Source organism: Jeotgalicoccus huakuii (assembly GCF_036665975.1).
GTDB classification, from domain to species: domain Bacteria; phylum Bacillota; class Bacilli; order Staphylococcales; family Salinicoccaceae; genus Jeotgalicoccus; species Jeotgalicoccus marinus.
Window position 1 is genome coordinate 27,670 of the sequence record NZ_JAVIYN010000013.1, and the last position, 16,947, is coordinate 44,616.

Here is a 16,947-nt window from a genome sequence, read left to right on the forward strand (position 1 = left end):
AATCACAGAAACTATATTTACAGGAGGTATACTTTTTTATGAAAGAAAAAAAATCGGTACTCACACCGGTCTTTTACGTTTCTGTTTCATTAGCAGCTGTCTTCATTTTATGGGGTGCATTTTTCCCAGAAAATGTTGGTTCAGTTCTTGGTGTAATTAACAATTTTATTTCTAACCAACTTGGTTGGGTTTACATGCTGGGCATGACAGCTTTTGTTATTTTTGCGATTTATTTAGTTTTCAGCCCATACGGTAAGATACGTTTAGGTAGACAGGATGAAAAACCACAGTACAGTTACTTTACTTGGTTCTCATTCTTATTCACAGCAGGTATGGGTGTTGGTTTAGTGTTCTACGGTGTTAACGAACCTGTAACTCACTTCCACAACCCACCATCGGCAGAGCCTGGTTCTATTGCTGCTCAGGAAGAATCTATGATGCATACACTGTTCCACTGGGGAATTCACCCTTGGGGTGTATACGCAGTAGTGGGTCTGTCTCTAGCTTACTTTAACTTCAGACACAATGCACCACTACTTATGAGTTCAGCCTTATCACCTTTAATTGGTGAACGTTCTAAAGGATGGTTAGGTACAGGTATCGACTCTCTAGCAGTATTCGGTACAATTTTCGGTATCGCAACATCACTTGGACTTGGTGCAACTCAGATTACAGCAGGTCTTAGCTACAGCTTTGACGGCATTGAAAACAATGTTTGGACGCAGACAATTATCGTCCTAATTATTACTGTAGCCTTTATGATTTCTGCATCTACAGGTGTCAATAAAGGTATCCGTTACTTGAGTATTGGTAACGTTATTATTGCGATAGCCTTAATGTTATTCGTATTTATCTTTGGTTCATCTGTACAAATGCTAGAAGCATTTATGACGAACTTAGGTAACTACCTTAATAACATAGTCAGTATGACATTTAACATGAATTCATTTACAGGCGAGCGTTCATTCTTAAATGACTGGACACTATTCTACTGGGCATGGTGGATCGGTTGGGCTGCCTTTGTTGGTAGCTTCATCGCACGTGTGTCACGCGGTAGAACAATTAGAGAATTCATCGTTGGTGTGATGGGTGTACCGGTTGTCTTCAGTGCGATTTGGTTTGCGATCTTCGGTGTTGCTGGTATTGAATCAGATAACATCTTAGGTGGCGGAATCTATAGCTTAATCGAGACTGAAGGTAATGAAGTCGCTCTATTCGCATTCTTAGAAAACTACCCAGCTGCACCATTAATTATGGGTGTTGCGATACTACTTATCGCTTCATTCTTTGTAACTTCAGCTGATAGTGGTACATTCGTAATCAGTATGTTAACAACTGGTGGTTCATTAAACCCACCACTTAAAGTTAAATTAATCTGGGGTGGTATCTTAGCTGGTACTGCTATCGTATTACTATGGTCTGGTGGTTTATCAGCCATTGAAATGGCGATGTTAATCGCAGCCTTCCCATTCACGTTCATTGTTGCTATGCTCGGTATTTCTCTATATAAAGCCTTACGGAGTGAATATGGAATTATCGAATTAGAAAGACAACAATTACTTTATAAAGATTCTCATAGAGTAAAAACTGAGAAAGAACTTGAAGAAAGAAGAGAAGCTTTCGAAGAAACATTACCAGATGAGATTGCGCCACACCTTGCAGATGATGGTAGCGAAGAAGAAAATAAATAATAAAGTTATTGTTTCACTGCTTGGCTTAATTAAGCCAAGCAGTTTTTTTATGATTAACTTAAATAAAAAGGGGAATATATAAAAAATAAAGACTGTTTAAATACAGTAAGAATATAGGAGTGTTTTCTATGGGAATATTTGGCTTCCTAAAAAATGAAGATCAAATAGATGATGAACAACTAAAGAATGGTGAGCCCTACGTTGAGCTGTCCACCGGTTTAGATGATTATGAAAATCCTTCATGGTCACAAGTAGAAAGTGCTGTACATGATGTTGTGGATTCAGAAGATAGTTTTGCGACCTTATCCTTTGTTAACTACAACCTAGAAGTGGATACAATTCAATGTATTAAAGATGAGGAATACTACTCATTTGAAGCGCTCCCTGCAAAAGATTCAGAGGAATTTGGGAAGATATATCATAAGGAATCATTAACACTAGAAGAAGTTGTTGAGTTATTTAAAACATTTTACGACACACAAAAAGTGATTGGCTACAAGGCCTTTATCGAAGATCACTTTCAAGAATAAAAATTACCCGGAGCATATCAATGACTTGCTCCGGGTAATTATTTATACAATACCTTGTATTCTTAAGATTATCTCAGCGACAATGGCTGATCCAAGATAAGTTCCTAATAAGACGAGCATACCAACGATGATTGTTTTCCATCCCATCTTAGCAAAGTCTACCCATGAATTACCTATGGAAATACCTGCATAGGCAAGAATCGGTGTAGTTAGAGCAAGTAAATTTACTTCTGAAGTCCAAGCGACGATTTTTCCCGAACCTGGGAAAAATGGCATCGTAACTACAAAGGCAAGTATCCCGATATAAGCAATGGCAGGTAGCTTCTTAAAAGGTAAAGCTTCATGAATGACCATTCCTATTAGAACAATAATCATTAAAGTAATGATTCCGGGTAAAGCTGTTAAAGGCATGACCTCATAACCGATGAAATTACCAACGAGCGTCATGATGGCGACAATACTGAGAGTGAGTGTCCAATCTATTAGTTTTCCGACCATACCTATTCACTCTCCTTGGCTTTTTTATTTTTAATTCTCGACATTAGAGAAAAATATTTTTCAGTTAAAGGTAAACCTATAAAGATACTCATGTATAAACCTGTGACGGATGTAAGTAAATTACTCGCTCCAGAATAGGCAGTGATGAGATCTGCTTGATCAGGATACATGGCAACGAGTGGACCGAGTGAAGCGGCTGTCATACTCCCGCTTCCGATTCCTGTTGCCATGGCGAATGATAGTGGACTAATCGGAAAAACGGACGCAAAGAAACCAGAAGTCAGCCCTAAAAATATTGCACCGAATAATGTGCCGAATATATACATGGATACAACACCACGACCTTCTGGTGAAGAGACTCCATATTTTTCTGATATTAGTGCTAAGTTGGATTCTCGACCAATTGAGTGTGTCATACCAATAGTTTCTCTTTTTAACCCGAGAAACACAGCAACTGGTAAGGCGATCAATATTGTCGCTAAATTACCGAATTCTTGAAAGATTAGTGCAGGACCTGCCTGAATCAACTCAGGTAGAGCAGGTCCTGCTTGAACACCGAATTTTGCAATCAATAAGGTGACAGACATAAAGACCAAGGATTCAGCTTTACTTGATTGAACTTTACTAATTAATGGTGTAAAGAAAGTTGCTAGACCGATAACAACAGCATAGAGCATTGGCAGTAGTAAAACAGTACCTGGACCAATTTGAAATTGATGCGTACCGATTAACTCAGTTATGATGACGATGGCAAAGACAACAGCATGCAAGCGCCAATCTTTCCATAAGTTTAGTGTAGTATTCTCCATGACATATCCCCACTGTTATTTATTTTGGTTCATGTATTCAACAGTCGATTTAGCTAGTACTTTAGCTGCTGTGAGTAAGGCTTTTTCATTAATATCAAATTTAGGATGATGATGTGGATATGGATTATCTGTATTATCTGGTTGTGCACCAGTAAAAATGTATGTGCCTTTAACTTCTTGTAAGTAATATGAATAATCTTCTCCACCCATAATCGGTTCAATTTCTTTTACAGTGGCGACATCAGGTACGGTTTCTGCAACTTTTACGACAAATTCAGTTTCTTCTTTGTGGTTAATGAGTACTGGATACCCACGTTCATAGTTAAATTCGTAGTCTGCACCGGATAGTTCACATGTTCCCTTGATAACCCTTTCCATTTCTTGCTCCATCAATTCACGTGTTTCCTCGTTTAAAGTTCTCACAGTGCCCTTGATTTTAGCTGTATTTGCAATGATGTTATAAGGACCAATTGCCTCAAAAGAACAGACTGATAGGACTGCAGACTGAAGCGGGTTGACGCGTCGGCTAACTATTTGTTGAAAATTATTTACGAGCTGAGACGCAATTAAAATGCTATCTTTTGTATCTTGAGGCATGGCACCATGCCCGCCTTTACCAAGAATCTTCACTTCAAAAGAATCAGACGACGCTTGAAGGGCATCAGTGCGGTAGGCAATTTCATTCAATGGAAGTTGTGCTTGTAAGTGAGTGCCAAAGATGACATCAACACCTTCAAGAGCGCCGTCTTCAATCATAGGTTTCGCACCACCCGGTGGTAATTCTTCAGCGTGTTGGTGGATGAATACAACATTACCGTGAAGTTCATGCTTGTGTTTATTTAATGCCTTAGCAACACCGAGTAAAGTAGCGGTATGGCCGTCGTGTCCACAAGCGTGCATTACACCTTCGTTTACAGATTTGAAGTCGAGCTCGGTTTCCTCTTCAATCGGCAATGCATCAAAATCGGCACGTAAGGCAACCGTAGGTCCGTCATGCTCCCCTTTTAAGTAAGCGACGACACCATTACCACCGACACCTGTCCTTACTTCGTGGCCAAGTACTTCATGAAACTCAGCTATGTATTTAGGTGTTTCAACTTCCTCGAATGATAATTCTGGATGTTGATGTAAATGTCGACGTATTGAAATGATTTCTTCGTTTAGTTCATCTAGACTAGCAAAAAGTGTTTCCATTCCTATCAATCCCCTTTTTATAATAGTAATTATATTGCCAAATTATATGCTTAAATATCTGTTAAGTCAAAATAATCTGAAATAATTAGAGGATATAGAAATGAATTATAGAGAAAACAAATTAAGAGTGGTGACAATGTTTAATCGTCACCGCTCTTAATACCGGAAATCAGTTCTTGTTCTGCCTTATTACTATTAATGATATAGCGAATAATAAATTGACTTGCTAAAGTGATTGCCTTATCACTGTACGGTAGATTTTCTCCTGCCCTTAGAAGCCCTTGATATAGGTCACTTACTGTCCATTGTTTCATGAGTAACAATGAACGGTATTTTTCAACGGTGTTGTTATCAATATCAAAAAATATTTCCCCAGGTGTGTGTGTCACTTCAAGATAGCGCCTCATAGCTTCTAATACGATGAGTAAAGTGAAAGAATTTAAATGATTGAGGCTTTTACTCTGTATATAGTGTACCTTATCGTAGTAATCGGATAGTAGGAGATGACACTTAATGACTTGGTAAGTATTTTGATGAGATGCGATTACCTTTTCGTGGAGTTTGATAATGACTTCTGAATTGGTGAGTGTGGGGTGATCAAGGTAAAATGAATATGCATCATCAATTGTCAAAGGGCCATTCATACTCATATAAACAAGAAATCTTGTTTGTTCCATTAGTTCCTGTAAACTTTCATCAACGATATAAACAGACTCTACTTGTAAATGACTTAAGTCAATTACACCATCATACTCATGTAAGCGTGATAAGAGGATGTCCTTGTTCCCAGACACTTTTAAATCATGTGCTCTGAGAAGTTCTTTAATTACAGGAATCGTGAATTGTGATAATTTAGTAGCTAGATGTGTGGATTCGTGTAAATGACCAGCAGACAGTAAATGTTCTAAGCGTTGGTCTATAGACTGAGCTTCTGTCGACCAAAAATAGTAACGTTGTAACACATGTTTTGGCTTATCCTTTATTTGATGAAGGAATAAAAGATCTGTTGCATTTAAGGTCAATAATATCACATCCTTTACGAACGTATGTTTGATATAATTATAGATGAAAAATTAAACGAGGTGAAGTAATATGGCAGAGCATAAAATTTTTAAGATGGCAGTATCTAGTGTTTACCCTCATTATGTTACAAAGGCAGAGAGAAAAGATAGAACCAAAGAAGAAGTGGATGAAATTATCACTTGGTTAACAGGATATTCGAATGAAGCACTTCATGAACAACTCGAAAAAGGTGTTAATTTTGAAGAATTCTTTGATAAAGCACCGAATATGAACCCAAATAGACGTGAAGTCAAAGGTGTTATTTGTGGTGTAAGAGTTGAAGAAATTGAAGATCCTTTAATGCAGGAAATTCGCTATATAGATAAGTTGATTGATGAACTTGCTAAAGGTAAAAAGATGGAGAAAATTTTAAGAGAAGGATAGCCAATAACTCTGCAGAATATTCTGTAGAGGTATTTTATTTTCATAAAGATTAGTGTAACTTATCTTTATAAGGGGGAATTGAAATGAAAGTTGAAAAAGTAGCAATTATAGGAGCGGGAAACGGTGGAATCACAGCAGCAGCGGACTTATCTGATAGAGGCTTTGAAATTACACTTTATGAAAATGAAAGTTTTGCTAGTAATTTAGAAAAAATAAGGGAACTAGGTGGTATACATTTTCATGAGAATGGAAATGACAAGTTTGTTCCTGTCTATAAGGTCACTACAGATATAAAAGAAGCTATTGAAGGTGCAGAAGTGATTATGTTAACAATCCCTGGATTTGCTATAGAAAATATGGCAGAAGCTCTTGCCCCATTTGTTCAAAAAGAACAAGTAATAATGCTAAATGGGGCAGGTGCTATGGGGGCAATAAGATTCACAAACAAAGTTAGAGCGCTCGGTTTTGACAAAGAACTTAAGATTGGAGAAACAAACTCTTTAACTTACGGGACACGTGCATTTCCAGCGGAAGCAAAAGTTGAGCTTGGGTTAAGAGTAAAAAAACTATTTTTCTCAGCCTTCCCAGCTAGTAAAACGAGTGAGTTAATTGATAAGTGTAAAACGTTGTATGACTGCTTAGTACCAGCTAAAAATGTATTACACTCGACCATGGAAAACGGAAATCCTGAAGTTCACCCTGGCCCTTCTTTACTTAATGCAGGACGAATTGATTATTCGAATGGTGAATTTTACTTATACAAAGAGGGCATTACAGAACATACAGTTAGATTATTACGCGGAATAGAAAGTGAACGAATTGCTATTGGGAGAGCCTTTGGCTTTGAGTTAGAAGATGCAATTACGAGTCGCTATAACAGAGGATATTTCGAGAACAATGAATCTGATATACAGACTTTGTTCAATGAGAGTAAGGTTTATGGAAATATTAAAGGACCAACTGCTGTGGACTCTAGATACTTCACTGAGGATATTGCAGACGGCTTGGTTTTTTGGTCAGACCTTGGAAGAGAAGCAGATGTTCCGACTCCGAATATCGACGCAGTCATTACAATTGGAGGAACAATACTAAATAGGGACTTTCATAAAGAAGGCTTAACGCTTGAGAAAGTTGGACTATCTAATTTGAGCGTAAACGAAATTATCAATCGTTTGTAAAAAAATTAAACTAAGGGGAAATTGTTATGAAGAGAGCACCAACTTTATTTGAGTCTATTTCTTGTTTTGTTTTTCTAGCTGTTGTTATTGGTATCGGCTTTGGATATTTTGAAATACCGATCCAGCCATTATTATTACTATCTGCAGCATATGCAGCTTTTATTGCATACAGAGTAGGGCTAAGTTGGGAAGACATGGAGAAAGGAATTTCTACTCGCCTGAATACAGCAATGCCAGCGATATTTATTATTTTTGCAGTCGGGATAATAGTTGGAACTTGGATATATTCAGGAACAGTTCCCATGCTAATTTATTATGGATTACTCATAATTGATCCTCAATATTTCTTAGTAACCGCCTTTGTAATTTCAGCCATTGTGTCAGTAGCAACAGGAACAGCTTGGGGCTCATCTGCTACAGCGGGTGTCGCATTGATGGGTATCGCAGTAGAAATGAATATGCCCCTAGGTATAACAGCAGGCGCTATTATTTCTGGTGCTATTTTTGGTGACAAATTATCGCCTTTATCGGATACAACTAACTTAGCACCATTAGTTGTAGGTGTAGACCTTTATGATCATATTAAACATATGTTATGGACAACCTTACCTGCATCTTTAATTGGTATAATCGTCTGGTATATTGCAGGTATGCAAATCGATGCGAGTAGCGCTTCTGGAAATAGTGTGAGTGGTTTAACAACAGATTTGGATCAAATATTTAACTGGAATATATTTATGCTTCTACCTTTTGTATTAATTCTATGGGGCGCCTTCTTTAAAAAACCGATTGTTCCAATCATGTTATTATCCTCAGTTGTTGCAGTGATTATTGGGGTATTATCCAATGGTTTTTCTCTCGTTGATGGCTTTACAGCAATGGCCAATGGCTTTTCGGTAGATATGGTCAACTCTAATGCAGAGTTTTCAGAGACAGTCCTTTCACTACTTAACCGCGGTGGAATATTCTCAATGGTAACAATTGTCGTGACAATCTTTTGTGGATATGCCTTTGCTGGAATAGTAGAAGCAGCAGGATGCTTAGATAGAATATTAGAATCATTTACAAAAATGGTTCAATCCATTTGGCAAATTATTGGATCAACAATTTTAGGTAGTATAATCATTGTATTTACAGCTGGCGTTGCATCGATATCTATTATAATGGTTGGTGTTCTAATGAAGGACGCATACAATAAGAAGAACCTAAATTTGCTTAATCTATCTAGAACATTAGAAGACTCTGGAACGATGATTTTAGGATTTGTACCATGGGGTGTTTCTGCTATTTACTACATGGAAGTGTTAGGTGTAGGGGTAGGAGATTATTGGATGTGGGCTGTCCCATGTTACCTCTGTATTGTATTTGCCATGATTTATGCAGTAACAGGAATCGGAATGAAGAAAAAAGCTGCCTAGGTGTTGCAAATTTTTATGATATCCTAAAAGAAAAAAGAGGTGCGTTATTTTATGAGGATTTACTTAGCAAGTCCATTTTTCGATAAAGAACAAGTTGAACGTGTAAAGCGTGTTGAAGCGGCATTGGAAAAGAACCCAACTGTAGAAGAAGTGTTTTCGCCACGTTTACAACAAGATGATCACCTTGAACATGGTTCTGATGAATGGAGAGAAACAATTTACAACAACGATATCAAACATGTAGAGTGGTGCGATGCAGTCGTCGCAGTTCATGATTACGTCGGTGAACATGTCGACCCAGGTACTGCTTTTGAAATTGGTTATGGTAAAGCTTTAGATAAATTCATTGTTTTATACCAAGAAAAAGATCCTATAAAAGAAGCGCCAGTTAACTTAATGTTAACTGATTCATTGGATGCTTACCTCCAAAACATTGAAGATCTAGCAACTTATGATTTCAATGAAAAGACACCGATTCGTTATGAAAATTACACTCACGCTCCGGTTGCGAAAGATGAGGCGTAGGCTTGTTTAATATACATCCCGTTAAACTACAGATATGTGTAGTTTAACGGGATTTTTTGTATTTGTTGAGAGATGGTAATATTCGTTTTTGTTTCGAAGGATAGGAATTACAAAAGAAATCCTTCGAAACAAAAACGAAGCGGATCTAATAGGATAGCTAAGACTCGAAATAAAAACGAGGCGGATCTCCTATCTTCATCACACTAAAAATCATGCAGTTCTAAATTTTCTGTATGTTATGGCGTACAAAAATATGTTATAGTAACTTAAATTGATGTGGAGGTGAATGGTTGATGAAAGAAAATATAGCATTAATCGGAGACAACTTACAAAGTATACGTAAGGAACGTGGATTAAGTCTAGATAAGACAGCTGCGCTTACTGAGGTGAGTAAGGCGATGCTCGCTCAAATTGAGAGAGGGGAGTCTACTCCTACAGTCACTACATTATGGAAAATAGCTAAGGGCTTAAAGGTCTCGTTCTCATCTCTGATTACTCAGCAACAACATTCTATTAAAGTCATTCGTCAAGATGATGTACATACTGTTACAGAAGAAGATGGAGCCTATAGGGTTCATAATATCGTACCGTTCTCACCTGAGAAACTATTTGAATTGTATATAGTAGAAATTGATCAAGGATGCCGTCACTACGCAGAAGCTCATACTGCAGGTGTGGAAGAGCATATCTTTGTTAACCAAGGTAGTTTTCAAATGGATGTTAATGGGACAGTGACTGATTTAAAAGAAGGTGAAGCCATAATTTTTGATGGTAGCCAGACACATACATATATTAATCCAGGCGATGAATTAGTGAAGTTAACAATGATTATGTACTACAAAAATTAAAGAAGAAGGTGTAATCATGACATTTGATGAACATATAAAAACAATCAAATACGTCTTCCCGAAAACAATTCCCATCATGGCCGGCTTTACCTTCATTGGCCTTGCCTATGGGATATACATGAATTCCCTCGGCTTTGAGCCAATTTACGCCATATTGATGAGTATCTTTATTTTTGCCGGATCCATGGAATTCGTTGCCGGTAGTATGTTACTCGGCGCCTTTAACCCGGTCAGTGCATTTATCCTAACCTTAATGATAAATGCCCGTCATCTGTTTTACGGCATTGCCATGCTCGATAAGTTTAAGGGTGTAGGTAAAAAGAAAGCCTATTTAATCTACGGCATGTGTGACGAAACCTTCGTCATCAACTCTACGTCCAAGGTGCCGACACACATTAATTCAGGTTGGTTTATGTTCTATGTGACCTTGTTTAATCAGATTTATTGGGTAGGTGGCACAACATTAGGTAGCCTTTTTGGGACTGCAATCCCCTTTAACACAGAAGGTATAGAGTTTGTGATGACAGCACTCTTTGCTGTGATTTTCTTAGATCAATGGAAAAAGGAAAGATATCATATTAGTTCCATCATTGGAGTTGGTGCCTCAGTACTCAGCTTAATTGTTTTTGGCAGTGAAAACTTCATTCTACCTGCCATGGTCATTATAATAATTGCCCTAACGGCAATCAAAAAGATGATGTCTAAAAGAGAGGTGATCTCGTAATGTCCTTAACAGAAGAAATTATCATCATTGCTTGTGTAGTGTTAGGTACGATGACAACGAGATTTTTACCATTCCTCATCTTCAACAATGATAAAGAAACACCAGCCTATATAAAATATCTCGGCTACATGTTACCGCCTGCAGTTTTTGGGTTACTCGTCGTCTATGCACTGAGAGAGGTAGACGTGACTTCATTCAGTGGTTTTGTTCCAGAAGCTTTGGCAATTGGATTGATTATAGTGCTCCACTATTGGAAAGAAAACATGTTGCTTTCTATAGCAGGTGGCACAATTTTCTACATGATATTGGTACAAGCTGTGTTCTAATATTTCCATCATCGCTATTTTCACTTATACTAAATGTGTATAAAGTCAATTTCAATAAGTATAAATATATTTAAGAGGTGCATTTTGTGAGTGTCGTAGGATCTATCTAGGAAAACATGAAGAGATGAAAATAATAGGGAGAATTATACCCTTTATTTGTCGTACTCAAATTTCCTATTATGAAGATACCTACCGACTTTACCCACAAGCACTTCGATTCATAGATTATCCTGAAATATAGGATTTCTATGGGTTTATTCACGCTTGTTTTTAAAGCTACGGTGGAAACCGTAGCTTTTTATTTTGTTTAACTTATTGAATCTAGAAGGTTCTTCAACAATGGAATGTTACTTACATTTAAGGAGAAAAATTATGAATGAAATGACTTATGAAAAGTTAGAATATAACGACTTAAAAGAATTAGTGAAATCTTATTGTGTTAGCGGATTAGGTAAAGACCTTTTCGATAAACAAGCACCGAGTTCGAGTAAAAGAATTGTAGAACATAGATTAACAGAGACAACTGAAGCAAGAAATATACTAGATACTGGGGCAAAGATGCCTTTCATGAATGTGTCTAATATTGATTTCCTAATCGAGAAAGTAGAAAAAGGAATTATTTTGACACCTGAAGAACTCATATATGTGACTGACTTTTTAAGAGGATGTCGAAGAATAATTGAGTTTATGTCGACCAAAGAATTTATAGCACCAACATTAACTTCTTATGTGAATTCAATGACAGAATTAAGGACTTTAGAGGAAGAAATCAGTGGGTCCATTAAAAATAATAAGGTGGACTCGCATGCAGACAAAGAACTTAAGCGAGTGCGGTCATTTATCGACACGACAGAAGTTAAAATTAAAGACAAATTAAATAAATTTATAAACAGTAATAAAAATTATGTACAAGAAGCTTTTATAAGTGTGAAAAATGATCGCTATACGGTACCAATTAAAGCGACGTATAAGAATCAAGTGAATGGTACAATCGTTGAATTGTCATCTAAAGGTAAAACTGCTTATGTTGAACCGGGTGTAGTTAGGAAATTAAGTGAAGAACTAGATGGTTTAAAAGCAGAAGAGGCGATGTTGGAGTATCAAATACTTGCTACATTGACAGGGCTTATAAATGAAAATATGCATACAATTAATATCAACATTGAACTGATTGCACAATATGACATGATCAATGCAAGGGCAAGATTCAGTAAAGCGATTGATGACGTTCAGCCAAAAATTAATGATTATGGGAAAATTAAGCTTATAAATTGTAAGCATCCATTACTAACAGGAGATATTGTTCCGTTAGATTTTGAAATCGGAGATGACTATCGGAGTTTGGTCATCACAGGGCCGAACGCAGGTGGGAAGACGATTGTACTTAAAACGATAGGTCTCGTTACCTTAGCAACGATGTCAGGCTTTCATATTTCAGCTTCGGCAGATACAGAAATTGCGATTTTTGATAACATTTTTGTGGATATTGGTGATAATCAAAGCATAGAAAATGCCCTAAGTACTTTTTCATCACATATGAAAAACCTTTCGAATATTTTGCCGCAAGTGAACAACAATACTTTGCTACTATTCGATGAAATCGGAAGCGGCACAGAACCAAATGAAGGTGCAGCTTTGGCGATTTCATTATTAGAAGAGTTTTACCATAAAGGATGCATGACAGTCGCAACCACGCATTATGGTGAGATTAAACGTTATTCAGAAATGCATAGCGATTTTATGAATGCAGCGATGCAGTTTAATCAGGAGACTTTAGAACCGTTGTTTAAGTTACAAATTGGAAAATCTGGAGACAGTAATGCACTGTGGATTTCTCGTAAGATGAATATTCCTGAAAATGTGTTGAATCGAGCGAAAAACTATATGATTGAAAAAGACTATGGTTTAGAGGTAGTAGATCAAAATAAAGTACGCAAAGAGAAAACTGTAGAAGAAATATCAGTAGATACAACGATTTATGAAAAAGGCGATAGAGTTAAGCTATTGGATTATGATGATTTTGGTATAGTCTATGCAACACAAGATAAATTCTCTAATGTTCAGGTATATTATAAAGGTGATATGCTAGAAGTGAATAAAAAACGTCTGAATTTAGAGTTGAAAGCCAAAGAATTGTACCCAGACGATTATGATTTAGACACTTTATTTACTGATTATCAAACTAGAAAATGGAATCATGATATCGAAAGAGGATCTAAGAAAGCATTGCGTAAGGTTGATAAGGAAATAAGAGCAGATAGGAATAAGTAAGAGAAGAACCCGATAATCCAAAAAGGATTATCGGGCTTTTTACTTGTCATTCTTCCGATAAGTAATTAATTGAATCTAATGCTTTTAAGGTCATCGATAGATGCCTTTCTATCTTTTCACCAAAATCAGTTTTGTTTTTAGATTCTATTGTTTCAACAATCTCGATGTGTTCCTGAATAACATCTTTCATACGACCTTGTTTGGTAATTGCTTTGGAACCAATAAGTATGGTGAGGTTATGAAACACATCATACGATTTTAAGAAGATATTGTATTTGGCAATCATGAACATGGTTCGATGGAATTCTTTATCGAGTTGCATAAAGTGATAACTATTTTTTTCTTCCATCGCTCTATTTTGTTTCTCAATGATATTCTTCAATTTTTGAATGTCTGTGTCCTCGACATTATCAAACAAAGGATCTTTGATACCTTTTTCAATCGTCGCTCTTAAGAGGAAAATCTGTTTTACTTCTTCTTGAGTATGTTGTTTTAAGCGATAGCCTTTCCTTGGTCGAAATTCAATTAAATCCTCATTTATTAAATCATACATTGCCTCTCTTAAGGGTGTTCTGGATACATCGAGTTGTGTGGCAAGGCTCTGTTCATTTATATAATCATCAGAAGGAAATCCATCGTTTAGAATAATGTCTTTTAAGGTTGTGTAAATCGTATCTTTCAGTGTTTTGTGTTTGATGCCTTTAATTTTGAAATCATTCATACATATCATTCCTTCTGAGATAATCTAACCGTTCAAGAATTTAACTGGAGCCATAATGATGCTCGGTAAATAAGTGACTGCAAGTAGTACAAGAATTAAAATTCCAACTTGCGGGAATAGGTGCTTGAACATTACAGGTATCTTCTGTTTTGCAATTGAAGATACTACGAATAAGCAAACACCTAATGGTGGAGTGACCATACCAATTGTTAGGTTTACTGCAAGTATTATGCCAAAGTGTACCGGGTCAATTCCCGCTGCAACAATCATTGGTGCAAACAGTGGTGTAAAGATTGTTACGGCACTGATTGTATCTATAAATGTTCCTGCTAATAGTAGAATAATATTGATAATAAGCAATAGTAAAATTGGATTCTCAGCAGCGAATCCAAGCAGATTCATCAATTGATTTGGGATATTTTCATAATTAATATACCAGATAAAAATAGCTGCAGAACCAATTAAGAAAATTATACCTGTCGAAGTGTAAGCTGTACTTTTTAAAACAGCTACTATGTCTTTAAATGTTATTTCTCTATAGACAAATATACAGATTATGAGGGCATAAACAACAGCAATTACACCTGATTCAGTTGCTGTAAATAGTCCGGAAATAATTCCTCCTATGATAATGACTGGCATCATTAAAGCGAGGATTGCATCTTTAAAATACTTGAGAAAAACACCTACAGTGATTTTCTCTTCCTGTTTAATGACGTAATTATTTTTCTTACCAACATAAATACTATAGACCATCAAACCGAGTGCCATAAGAATTCCGGGAATAAATCCAGCAATAAATAGATCACTGATTGAAACTCCTGCAATTACTCCGTAAAGTATTAGTACAATACTAGGTGGCACTATAGGTCCAATTGTTGAGGCGCAAGCTATTAAAGAAGTTGTAAATCCTTTGTCGTAACCTTCTCTTAACATGGTTGGAATTAACATTCCTCCAATTGCGGCAGCGGCAGCTAATGCAGTACCCGTTAAGGCGGCAAAGAATATACTACTGATGATTACAACTAAAGCCAATCCCCCAGGAATTGGACCTACTATTATTTTAGAGAAGTTAACGAGACGTTCGGAAATACCCCCTTTAGCCATGATTTCACCTGCTAGTACAAACAGAGGGATAGCGACTAGCGTAAAGCTATTCGTACCGCTAAATATATTTCTTGGAACATTTGCGAGTAAAGATATATCACTTCCCATAATTCCTAGTAGTGAAATAAACGCCATTGCAAATGCGATAGGAACACGCAAGATGATGAGAACAAAAAGTAAAATGATTAGGAATATCCAAAGCATACTTTATATAGCCTCCTTACATAGAAATAAATCATAAACAGTGATGATAATGGGACAGCCATGTACAAGTACGCTCTTTGTATGGGAAGTAAACCGAGTGTTTGTCCTGAAACTAGATTTTGATTGACTAGAATACTGCCATATATGACAAGGATTGAGAGTACAAACAGAGCGACCAGACATTCTATTACTCTGAAGAGCACATCGTATTTTTTAGGTAATTTTTCAAATAAATCTACTACAAGATGTTCATTTTTACTTACAAGTACAGCGGCTCCAGAGAATACACTATAGACAAAACAAATCATCAAAAATTCTTGAGACCATGGTATGCTAATTTGAATGAAGTAACGAAATAACACTTGTAAGAAGGTTACGATTACTGTCAGTGATAAGCATAAGATCATGATGAATTCTAAGAATTTTGTGATTGAATCATCGATTTTCTCAAACATTTAATCACATCCTTATTATTTTGCTTCTATGAAACTTTGTATGATATCTTTTGAAACTTTGTCAGAGATTTCATCTCGAACAGAAAGCGTCGCTTCCTCAAATGCTTTTCTATCTGGTTCGGTAATGGTAATGCCTTCTTCATCTAACATAGTAAGAATCTCATCTTCTTGATTACTCAGTTCTTCACGTTGGTAATCTCTTGCTTCTTTTATTGCCTTATCTACTGCAGTAACTTCCTCTTTAGATAAGGAAGAATAAAACTCATCACTCATCAAGATGACGGCAGGTGTGTAGGTATGTGATGTGAGCGAGATATATTGCTGAACTTCATAAAATTTCATGGAATTTACTGTAGGGAGTGGATTTTCCTGTCCATCGACTACTCCTTGATCTAGTGCAGAGTATAATTCATTAAAATCAACAGGAATAGGATTTGCACCAATTGCTGTAAAATACATTGCCCAAACTGATGCAGGTTGGATTCTAATGCTTAGATTTTCTGCATCTTCAGGTGTTACTATTTCCTTAGTGTTATTACTTAAATGTCTGAACCCAACCTCCCAATAGCCAAGACCTTTCATTCCTTTTTGATCCACATATTCCAACATCTCTTTGCCGGGGTCACCATCTAAGGCTTTGTAGACATGCTCTTTATCTTCAAAGAGAAAAGGAATTCCAAATAAATTCATTTCTGGGACAGTGTTGGCTAGGTTACTATCCGCCGCCACTGTAGTCATTTCAATTGATCCGTTTATTACTTGTTCAATGACATCTCCTTCAGACCCTAAAGTTCCGTTTGAGTGTATTTCCACGGATATATCGGTGGATTCATCAGCTTCTAAAACTTCTTTAAACTTTTCAGCTGCTACATGGTATTGGTGAGTTTCAGAGCCTGTGTGTGCTAGTTTAATCACTTTTTCACCAGAGTTTTCATCAGCTGTCTCGTTACTACAAGCAGATATAAAAATTGTTAAAAGCAAGACAAGAAAGAGTTTCTTCAT

Annotated in this window: 18 protein-coding genes; 10 read left to right on the top strand and 8 right to left on the bottom strand. The window is 36.6% G+C overall.

What is annotated here, in order from left to right:
• Positions 1 to 38 precede the first annotated feature (38 nt).
• Positions 39 to 1,691 (top strand): BCCT family transporter, encoded by a 1,653-nt coding sequence (locus V6E76_RS07835; RefSeq protein WP_166626431.1) that lies wholly within the window; start codon positions 39 to 41, stop codon positions 1,689 to 1,691.
• Positions 1,692 to 1,819: 128 nt separating this feature from the next.
• The gene (locus V6E76_RS07840; protein WP_247351885.1) at positions 1,820 to 2,221 is read left to right on the top strand and encodes a hypothetical protein; all 402 of its coding nucleotides are present in this window, start codon (positions 1,820 to 1,822) and stop codon (positions 2,219 to 2,221) included.
• 42 nt (positions 2,222 to 2,263) lie between these two features.
• Here V6E76_RS07840 and V6E76_RS07845 read toward each other — a convergent pair whose 3' ends face one another.
• The 4 genes from V6E76_RS07845 to V6E76_RS07860 all read right to left on the bottom strand — a co-directional run bounded on the left by V6E76_RS07845 (position 2,264) and on the right by V6E76_RS07860 (position 5,744).
• The gene (locus V6E76_RS07845; protein ID WP_198687256.1) at positions 2,264 to 2,719 is read right to left on the bottom strand and encodes a hypothetical protein; all 456 of its coding nucleotides are present in this window, start codon (positions 2,717 to 2,719) and stop codon (positions 2,264 to 2,266) included.
• Positions 2,720 to 2,721: 2 nt separating this feature from the next.
• Positions 2,722 to 3,528: a DUF3100 domain-containing protein gene (locus V6E76_RS07850; protein ID WP_026867021.1), complete on the bottom strand. Its 807-nt coding sequence runs from the start codon at positions 3,526 to 3,528 to the stop codon at positions 2,722 to 2,724.
• 15 nt (positions 3,529 to 3,543) lie between these two features.
• Positions 3,544 to 4,722, bottom strand: a complete 1,179-nt coding sequence (locus tag V6E76_RS07855) for a M20 family metallopeptidase (protein WP_247351887.1) — start codon at positions 4,720 to 4,722, stop codon at positions 3,544 to 3,546.
• A 140-nt stretch (positions 4,723 to 4,862) separates the two neighbouring features.
• Positions 4,863 to 5,744 carry an SAP domain-containing protein gene (locus V6E76_RS07860; RefSeq protein ID WP_247351889.1) on the bottom strand — a complete coding sequence of 294 codons (882 nt, stop codon included), beginning with the start codon at positions 5,742 to 5,744 and terminating at the stop codon, positions 4,863 to 4,865.
• A 70-nt stretch (positions 5,745 to 5,814) separates the two neighbouring features.
• Between V6E76_RS07860 and V6E76_RS07865 the strand changes: the two genes are divergently transcribed.
• The 8 genes from V6E76_RS07865 to V6E76_RS07900 all read left to right on the top strand — a co-directional run bounded on the left by V6E76_RS07865 (position 5,815) and on the right by V6E76_RS07900 (position 13,458).
• Positions 5,815 to 6,168, top strand: a complete 354-nt coding sequence (locus V6E76_RS07865) for a DUF2200 domain-containing protein (RefSeq protein ID WP_247351892.1) — start codon at positions 5,815 to 5,817, stop codon at positions 6,166 to 6,168.
• An 83-nt stretch (positions 6,169 to 6,251) separates the two neighbouring features.
• Positions 6,252 to 7,346, top strand: coding sequence for an NAD/NADP-dependent octopine/nopaline dehydrogenase family protein (locus V6E76_RS07870; RefSeq protein WP_198687259.1), 1,095 nt, complete (start codon positions 6,252 to 6,254; stop codon positions 7,344 to 7,346).
• Positions 7,347 to 7,372: 26 nt separating this feature from the next.
• On the top strand, positions 7,373 to 8,764 hold the full coding sequence (gene nhaC / locus V6E76_RS07875) for a Na+/H+ antiporter NhaC (RefSeq protein WP_247351894.1): 1,392 nt from the start codon (positions 7,373 to 7,375) through the stop codon (positions 8,762 to 8,764).
• Between the two features lie 51 nt (positions 8,765 to 8,815).
• Positions 8,816 to 9,289, top strand: a complete 474-nt coding sequence (locus tag V6E76_RS07880) for a nucleoside 2-deoxyribosyltransferase (protein ID WP_166626438.1) — start codon at positions 8,816 to 8,818, stop codon at positions 9,287 to 9,289.
• Between the two features lie 293 nt (positions 9,290 to 9,582).
• Complete coding sequence (locus V6E76_RS07885) at positions 9,583 to 10,137, top strand: helix-turn-helix domain-containing protein (RefSeq protein WP_166626439.1); 555 nt, start codon at positions 9,583 to 9,585, stop codon at positions 10,135 to 10,137.
• Positions 10,138 to 10,153: 16 nt separating this feature from the next.
• Positions 10,154 to 10,861, top strand: a complete 708-nt coding sequence (locus V6E76_RS07890; RefSeq protein ID WP_247351895.1) for an AzlC family ABC transporter permease — start codon at positions 10,154 to 10,156, stop codon at positions 10,859 to 10,861.
• A complete protein-coding gene (locus V6E76_RS07895; protein ID WP_166626441.1) occupies positions 10,861 to 11,187 on the top strand; it encodes a branched-chain amino acid transporter permease in 327 nt (108 codons plus the stop codon). The genes V6E76_RS07890 and V6E76_RS07895 overlap by 1 nt, the downstream gene beginning before the upstream one ends.
• Before the next feature lie 372 nt (positions 11,188 to 11,559).
• On the top strand, positions 11,560 to 13,458 hold the full coding sequence (locus tag V6E76_RS07900; RefSeq protein ID WP_247351897.1) for an endonuclease MutS2: 1,899 nt from the start codon (positions 11,560 to 11,562) through the stop codon (positions 13,456 to 13,458).
• A gap of 46 nt (positions 13,459 to 13,504) precedes the next feature.
• Here V6E76_RS07900 and V6E76_RS07905 read toward each other — a convergent pair whose 3' ends face one another.
• Genes V6E76_RS07905 through V6E76_RS07920 form a run of 4 tightly spaced genes read right to left on the bottom strand, consistent with a single transcriptional unit; the run spans position 13,505 to position 16,947 of the window.
• Entirely contained in the window at positions 13,505 to 14,179 is a 675-nt protein-coding gene (locus tag V6E76_RS07905) for a GntR family transcriptional regulator (RefSeq protein WP_247351899.1), read from the bottom strand.
• Between the two features lie 24 nt (positions 14,180 to 14,203).
• Positions 14,204 to 15,490, bottom strand: a complete 1,287-nt coding sequence (locus tag V6E76_RS07910; RefSeq protein WP_026867036.1) for a TRAP transporter large permease — start codon at positions 15,488 to 15,490, stop codon at positions 14,204 to 14,206.
• Positions 15,472 to 15,945 carry a TRAP transporter small permease gene (locus V6E76_RS07915; protein WP_051220528.1) on the bottom strand — a complete coding sequence of 158 codons (474 nt, stop codon included), beginning with the start codon at positions 15,943 to 15,945 and terminating at the stop codon, positions 15,472 to 15,474. Before V6E76_RS07915 ends, V6E76_RS07910 begins: the two co-directional genes overlap by 19 nt.
• Positions 15,946 to 15,960: 15 nt before the next feature.
• Complete coding sequence (locus V6E76_RS07920) at positions 15,961 to 16,947, bottom strand: TRAP transporter substrate-binding protein (RefSeq protein WP_198687263.1); 987 nt, start codon at positions 16,945 to 16,947, stop codon at positions 15,961 to 15,963.

What these genes read in the sequence shown, in the direction of transcription:
- V6E76_RS07840 (WP_247351885.1), top strand. Translation starts at nt 1,820, where the DNA reads ATGGGAATATTTGGCTTCCTAAAAAATGAAGATCAAATAGATGATGAA.
- V6E76_RS07835 (WP_166626431.1), top strand. Translation starts at nt 39, where the DNA reads ATGAAAGAAAAAAAATCGGTACTCACACCGGTCTTTTACGTTTCTGTT.
- V6E76_RS07855 (WP_247351887.1), bottom strand. Translation starts at nt 4,722, where the DNA reads ATGGAAACACTTTTTGCTAGTCTAGATGAACTAAACGAAGAAATCATT.
- V6E76_RS07900 (WP_247351897.1), top strand. Translation starts at nt 11,560, where the DNA reads ATGAATGAAATGACTTATGAAAAGTTAGAATATAACGACTTAAAAGAA.
- V6E76_RS07890 (WP_247351895.1), top strand. Translation starts at nt 10,154, where the DNA reads ATGACATTTGATGAACATATAAAAACAATCAAATACGTCTTCCCGAAA.
- V6E76_RS07920 (WP_198687263.1), bottom strand. Translation starts at nt 16,947, where the DNA reads ATGAAGAAACTCTTTCTTGTCTTGCTTTTAACAATTTTTATATCTGCT.
- V6E76_RS07845 (WP_198687256.1), bottom strand. Translation starts at nt 2,719, where the DNA reads ATGGTCGGAAAACTAATAGATTGGACACTCACTCTCAGTATTGTCGCC.
- V6E76_RS07865 (WP_247351892.1), top strand. Translation starts at nt 5,815, where the DNA reads ATGGCAGAGCATAAAATTTTTAAGATGGCAGTATCTAGTGTTTACCCT.
- V6E76_RS07850 (WP_026867021.1), bottom strand. Translation starts at nt 3,528, where the DNA reads ATGGAGAATACTACACTAAACTTATGGAAAGATTGGCGCTTGCATGCT.
- V6E76_RS07885 (WP_166626439.1), top strand. Translation starts at nt 9,583, where the DNA reads ATGAAAGAAAATATAGCATTAATCGGAGACAACTTACAAAGTATACGT.
- V6E76_RS07910 (WP_026867036.1), bottom strand. Translation starts at nt 15,490, where the DNA reads ATGCTTTGGATATTCCTAATCATTTTACTTTTTGTTCTCATCATCTTG.
- V6E76_RS07915 (WP_051220528.1), bottom strand. Translation starts at nt 15,945, where the DNA reads ATGTTTGAGAAAATCGATGATTCAATCACAAAATTCTTAGAATTCATC.
- V6E76_RS07880 (WP_166626438.1), top strand. Translation starts at nt 8,816, where the DNA reads ATGAGGATTTACTTAGCAAGTCCATTTTTCGATAAAGAACAAGTTGAA.
- nhaC (WP_247351894.1), top strand. Translation starts at nt 7,373, where the DNA reads ATGAAGAGAGCACCAACTTTATTTGAGTCTATTTCTTGTTTTGTTTTT.
- V6E76_RS07870 (WP_198687259.1), top strand. Translation starts at nt 6,252, where the DNA reads ATGAAAGTTGAAAAAGTAGCAATTATAGGAGCGGGAAACGGTGGAATC.
- V6E76_RS07905 (WP_247351899.1), bottom strand. Translation starts at nt 14,179, where the DNA reads ATGAATGATTTCAAAATTAAAGGCATCAAACACAAAACACTGAAAGAT.
- V6E76_RS07895 (WP_166626441.1), top strand. Translation starts at nt 10,861, where the DNA reads ATGTCCTTAACAGAAGAAATTATCATCATTGCTTGTGTAGTGTTAGGT.